Origin of the sequence: Corallococcus terminator, from assembly GCF_003611635.1 — a bacterium.
Taxonomy (GTDB): Bacteria; Myxococcota; Myxococcia; order Myxococcales; family Myxococcaceae; genus Corallococcus; species Corallococcus terminator.
In genome coordinates this window covers 1-4,552 of record NZ_RAVZ01000514.1, presented here as the reverse complement: position 1 = coordinate 4,552, position 4,552 = coordinate 1, and the positions used below count along the sequence as shown (strand labels likewise).

Below are 4,552 nucleotides of genomic sequence, written 5' to 3'. Positions count from 1 at the left end.
CGGCCCACCCGCGAGGCCACTTCCTCTCCCAGCGGAGCCAGCGCGCGCGCGTCCTCCATGAGGACTGGCACGGAGGCATGAAGCTGCTCCGTGGCCGCCTTCACCATCCCCCGGGCCATGGCCTGCGCCCGCTCCCCCGGCTTGCGGATCTCATCGGTGCGGGAGTGGGCGAACAGCAACGCCTCGTCGAAGAGGTGGTTGAGGCGCACCGTGAAGGCGTGAAGGGGCAGGCCGCCCTCGTTCCACTCCCGCGACAGCGCCTCCAGCGCGCCCGCCATGGCCGCCCCCGCCAGGGAATGGGCCGCGACCGTCGGCGTCACACGCTCACGCTCGGCGGCCTCATGCGCCAGCCGCCCCAGCACCGTGAGCGCGTCCTCGAGGAGCGCGCGCAACTGCCCATCGAACTCCGGCAGCTCCTTGCGCAGCCCGTCCGCCGAGCCATGCACCGCGCCGCTCGCGGCCTCGCTCGCCGCGAGGCGAGCCAGCGACAGCGACAGGTTGCGAAGCGCTTCAACCGGGCTCGTGAACCGCCTGCCCTGCATCACCCACCCATCCTTCCCGTCGGTCCGGCTTCGGCGGATGAAGAGCGTTCCACAAGAGGATGGGAACGCATGGGCACCCAGGCAATGCAGGGCCGCCGAGTGGACCGAGCGCCAAATCCTCGACAAGGCCGCGCGGGTTGTTTCCAGGGCGCCCACCGGGAAGCAACCGTCACGACCTCCCGCCCCCCCGCACCTCCCCTTCGCCTGCGGGGCAGCTCACCTTTGGGACTGCCTGCAATCCAGGCATCCATCACACGTGCGGAGGAGAAGACCCATGGCGAAGAAACAGGCCAAGAAGCAACCGAACATCCTGGTCATCTTCGGTGACGACATCGGCTGGTTCAATCCCAGTTGCTACCACCAGGGAGCCATGGGCTACCGCACCCCGAATATCGACCGCATCGCGAAGGAGGGGGCGCGGTTCACCGACTGGTATGGGCAGCAGAGCTGCACGGCGGGACGCGCCGCCTTCATCACCGGCCAGTCGCCCATCCGCACGGGCCTCACCAAGGTGGGGCTGCCCGGCGCGAAGCTGGGCCTCCAGCCCGAGGATCCGACCATCGCGGACCTGCTCAAGCCCCTGGGCTATGTCACGGGCCAGTTCGGAAAGAACCACCTGGGCGACCGCGACGAGTACCTGCCCACCATGCACGGCTTCGACGAGTTCTTCGGCAATCTCTACCACCTCAACGCGGAGGAGGAGCCGGAGAACGTGGACTACCCCAAGAACCCCGAGTTCCGGAAGAAGTTCGGCCCGCGCGGTGTGTTGCATTGCTGGGCCAATCCTGACGGCACCCAGCGAATCGAGGACACCGGCCCGCTGACGAAGAAGCGCATGGAGACCGTGGACGAGGAGTTCCTGGGCGCGACCCTGGACTTCATGGACAAGGCAAAGAAGGAAGAGAAGCCCTTCTTCATCTGGTTCAACTCCACCCGCATGCACGTCTTCACGCACCTGAAGAAGGAGTCACAGGGGGTCACGGGCCTGGGGCTGTACCCGGACGGAATGGTGGAACACGACGGAATGGTCGGCGTGCTGCTCGACAAGCTGGATGAGCTGGGCATCACCGAGGACACCCTCGTGGTGTATTCGACCGACAACGGCGCCGAGGTGATGAGCTGGCCGGATGGCGGCAGCACCCCGTTCCGCGGCGAGAAGGACACCAACTGGGAGGGCGGCTGGCGCGTGCCCTGCGTCATCCGCTGGCCGGGGGTCATCGAGCCGGGGACCATCTCTAACGAGGTGGTCTCGCATACCGACCTGCTGCCCACCCTGCTCGCGGCCGCCGGAGAGCCCGACATCGCCGGGAAGCTCATGAAGGGACACACGGCCGGGAAGAAGACCTTCAACGTCCACATCGACGGCTACAACATGATGCCCTTCCTCAAGGGCGACGTGGAGGAGAACCCGCGCCGGGCCTTCTTCTACTGGAGCGATGACGGCGACCTCATGGCGTTGCGCTTCGACGCCTGGAAGGTCGTCTTCATGGAGCAGCGTGCCCATGGCTTGAATGTGTGGCGGGAGGAGCTGTCGGCGCTGCGCATCCCGAAGCTCTTCAACCTCCGGAGCGATCCGTTCGAACGGGCGGACACGGACGCGTCGGTCTACTACGACCGGTGGTTCGCCGCGCGCGGCTTCATCCTGGTTCCCGCGCAGGCCATCGTCGGCCAGTTCCTGAAGACCTTCGAGCTGTTCCCTCCCCGCCAGCGGCCCGCGAGCTTCAGCATCGACCAGGCCCTGGAGCGCGCCCGCGAGAAGCAAGCGACCCTCGCCGTCGCGGCCCCGCCCGAGGAGGAGACCGCGCCGGTCGAGGAGCAGCCCGCGGTCCACTGACGCCCACCCTTTCGAACGAGGTCCTGCACCATGGCGAAGAAGACGCGCTTCCCTCGCAGGGTGGACCGCAATGTCTACCCCCGTCCCGAATACCGCTTCCCCAAGGCCCGCATCGGGCTCACGTACAAGGATTCCCGGGCGGACTACCCACCGTTGCAGGGCGCTCCGGAGAAGGCTCCCAACATCCTGCTCGTCCTGCTGGATGACGTGGGCTTCGGCTGGTCCAGCGCGTTCGGGGGCTTCGTGGAGATGCCGGTGGCGGAGCGGCTGGCGCGGGGCGGCCTGAAGTATTGCCAGTTCCACACCACGGCCCTGTGCTCCCCCACCCGCGCCGCGCTCCTCACCGGGCGCAATCACCACAGCGTTTCGTCCGGCAACATCGGGGAGGTGGCCACCGGCTTCCCCGGCTACACCGGCATCATCCCGAAGAGCTGCTGCACCATCGCGGAGGTCCTGCGGGAGAACGGCTACGCCACCGGCTGGTTTGGCAAGAACCACAACGTCCCCGACAACCAGACGAGCCCCGCCGGCCCCTTCGACAACTGGCCCACGCAGCGCGGCTTCGACTACTTCTACGGCTTCATCGGCGGGGAGACGGACCAGTTCTACCCGTCGCTCTACCGGGGCACGACACCGGTGGAAGCCAGTCGCACGCCGGAAGAGGGCTACCAGCTCACGCGTGACCTGGCGGATGACTGCATCCAGTGGATGAAGCAGCAGAAGGCCATCGCGCCCGACCGTCCCTTCTTCACCTACTTCTCCCCCGGCGCCGCGCACGCGCCCCACCAGCCGCCGCTCGACTGGCGCGGCCGGCACGCGGGGAAGTTCGACATGGGCTGGGACGAATACCGCCGCCAGGTGTGGCAGCGGCAGTTGGACCTGGGCGTCATCCCCCCGGACACGCAGCTCACGGAGCGCCCCGCGGAGATCCCCGCCTGGGACGAAGCCACTGCGGAACAGCAGCGCTTCTACATCCGCCTGATGGAGAACTACGCGGACTTCCTCTCCCACGCCGACCACGAGGTGGGCCGCGTCCTGGAGACGCTCCACGACCTGGGCGAGCAGGACAACACGCTCGTCATGTACATCATTGGCGACAACGGTTCGAGTGCCGAGGGCTCGCTCACGGGCACCCTCAACGAGATGGCCGTGCTGGGCGGCGACGTGCCGAACATCGAGGACATCCTGCCGCGCATCGATGAAATCGGCCTGCCGGGCACCTCACCGCACTACCCCGTCGGCTGGGCCTGGGCCGGGGACACGCCCTTCCAGTGGACCAAGCAGGTCGCCTCCCACTTCGGCGGCACGCGCAATCCGATGATTGTCTCCTGGCCCCGCGAGGTGGAGGACAAGGGCGGCGTGCGCTTCCAGTTCCACCACGTCATCGACATCCTGCCCACCGTGCTGGAAGTCATTGGCATCACCGAACCCACGGTGATGCACGGCGTGCCGCAGAAGCCCATCGAAGGCACGAGCCTGGCCTACACCTTCGATGCGAAGCACGCGGACGCGCCGGGCCACCGCACCACGCAATACTTCGAGATGTTCGCCAACCGCGCCCTGTACCACGACGGGTGGATGGCCTCCTGCCGGCACGGGCGGCTGCCATGGGTGAACATGGGCAGCGCGGACTTCGCCGAGGACCGCTGGGAGCTGTATGACATTCGCAAGGACTTCAGTCAGGCGAAGGACCTGGCCGCGAAGCACCCGGAGAAGCTGCGTGAGTTGCAGGACCTCTTCATGGTGGAGGCCGCGAAGTACAACGTGCTCCCCCTGGACGACCGCTTCGTGGAGCGCGCGGATGTGTCCCTGCGCCCCAGTTGGTTCTACGGCCGCCAGCGCGTGACGTTCTACGAAGGCATGACGTACCTGCCGGAGGGCAGCGCGCCCAAGACGCACAACGTCAGCTACACGCTCACGGCGGTGGTGGACATCCCGGAAGGCGGCGCGGAGGGCGTCATCATCTGCCTGGGAGGGGACGTGGGCGGCTGGACGCTGTACGTGAAGGACCGGCGGCTGGTGTACCACTACAACTTCTTCGACATGGTCCGCTCGGAGGCGGTGTCGTCGGAGGAGGTGCCGTCCGGCCGCGTGGAGCTGTCGGTGGTGTTCACCAACGAGTCCACCACGCTGGGCGGCCCCGCCAACGTGCAGCTCTTCATCAACGGGCGGGGCG

2 protein-coding genes and 1 pseudogene are annotated in these 4,552 nt (G+C 67.3%); 2 read left to right on the top strand and 1 reads right to left on the bottom strand.

What is annotated here, in order from left to right; all coding sequences use genetic code 11:
• Positions 1–542: pseudogene (locus D7V88_RS39205) on the bottom strand (hypothetical protein); the annotation flags it as partial.
• A gap of 274 nt (positions 543–816) precedes the next feature.
• Between D7V88_RS39205 and D7V88_RS39200 the strand changes: the two are divergent.
• Together D7V88_RS39200 and D7V88_RS39195 are read left to right on the top strand one after the other, a co-directional pair.
• Positions 817–2,376: an arylsulfatase gene (locus D7V88_RS39200; protein WP_120545631.1), complete on the top strand. Its 1,560-nt coding sequence runs from the start codon at positions 817–819 to the stop codon at positions 2,374–2,376.
• 30 nt (positions 2,377–2,406) lie between these two features.
• Positions 2,407–4,552 (top strand): arylsulfatase (locus tag D7V88_RS39195; RefSeq protein ID WP_147449071.1); only part of this gene is annotated, 2,146 nt, incomplete at its 3' end.